Source organism: Dietzia sp. DQ12-76, from assembly GCF_014145045.1.
Lineage (GTDB): Bacteria > Actinomycetota > Actinomycetes > Mycobacteriales > Mycobacteriaceae > Dietzia.
In genome coordinates, this window is the sequence record NZ_JAALDV010000433.1 from 1 (window position 1) to 1,462 (window position 1,462).

The window sequence follows — 1,462 nt, forward strand, 5'->3', positions numbered from 1 at the left end:
CCCCGAGCGTGCGGCGGCGGGCGGTCCCCCGCCCGGCATCGCGGCCAGTCGGCGACGCAGCTCAGCAACGCGGTCCGCCGTGCCGAGGCCGGACATGTCGACGGCAGAAGTGCCCATTACCATCACCAGAACCTCCCGACCCGGACGACACGCCGCCAACCGCTCTGATCGAACTATTTTTCGATCACGGGGAACAGTGAACACCACCGGTCCGACACGGCGCAAGAACACCTGTTCGAACAGGGTTCTCCTCGTCGTCGCCCCCAGTCGCCGTTCCAGTCGCCGCCCCTCGGCGTTCACCCGGAGCCTCTACCCTCGGGAACCATGAAGGCCTCCATCGGGAACCGCATCGTGCTCATCGGCGCCGGGGACGTGGGCATCGCCTACGGGTACGCGCTCGTCAACCAGGGCCTGGCCGACCACCTGTCCATCATCGACATCGACCACGACAAACTGGTCGGCGAGGTCATGGATCTCAACCACGGCGTCGTGTGGGCCCCCTCCCCCACCCTCGTCACGGAGGGCACCTATGACGACTGCGCGGACGCCACGATGGTGGTGATCTGCGCCGGCGCCGCCCAGCGACCCGGCGAGACGCGACTCGACCTGGTCGGCAGGAACATGGCGATCTTCGAGGGGATCGTCGGCGACGTCATGGCGACCGGCTTCGACGGCATCCTGCTCGTGGCCACCAACCCCGTCGACATCCTCACCCAGGCCTCCTGGCGCTACTCCGGCCTTCCCTCCGCACAGGTCATCGGCTCCGGGACGATCCTCGACTCGGCGCGCTTCCGCTTCATGCTGGGCGAGTACTACGACGTCGCCCCGATGAGCGTGCACGCCTCGATCATCGGCGAGCACGGTGACACCGAACTGCCGGTCTTCTCGTCCGCCAACGTCTCGGGGGTGCCACTGCGCCGGGATCTCGACGGGGACCCGGCCACGCGGGAACGACTGGCCCGGATCTTCACGGAGACCAGGGACGCCGCCTACCGGATCATCGACTCCAAGGGCTCCACGAGCTACGGCATCGGCATGGGGCTGGCCCGCATCACGCGAGCCGTGCTGCGCAACGAGCAGGTGTCGCTACCGGTCTCCACGTTGTTGCGGGGCGAGTACGGGCAGGACGGGATCTTCATCGGCGTCCCCGCGGTGATCGGCCGGACCGGGGTCCAGCGCGTGGTGGAGTTGGAACTCGACGCCACCGAGATCGAACAGTTCGCCCGCAGCGCGTCTGCACTGCGGGCGGTGTCGGAGCAGTTCGAGATACTGCGCTGAGTCAGGGGGTCGGGGTCAGGGGGTGGCGGGGGGATCGCTTGCGGGGAAGGACTCGTCACCCCACTCGTCGACCAGCTCATCCTTGGTTTCCGGACGGTCATCCCGCGTGTCCTCGGATGTATCGTCGGTGCGGTCAGAGTTCTGCGGACCAGTCATGCATCAATCTCCTCCCGCCGTACGAGGA

General features: G+C 67.6%; 1 protein-coding gene. It reads left to right on the forward strand.

Annotated features, from left to right (window positions below; translation table 11 throughout):
- Window positions 1-324: 324 nt before the first annotated feature.
- Complete coding sequence (locus G6019_RS14130; protein WP_095717867.1) at window positions 325-1,278, forward strand: L-lactate dehydrogenase; 954 nt, start codon at window positions 325-327, stop codon at window positions 1,276-1,278.
- Window positions 1,279-1,462: the final 184 nt, after the last annotated feature.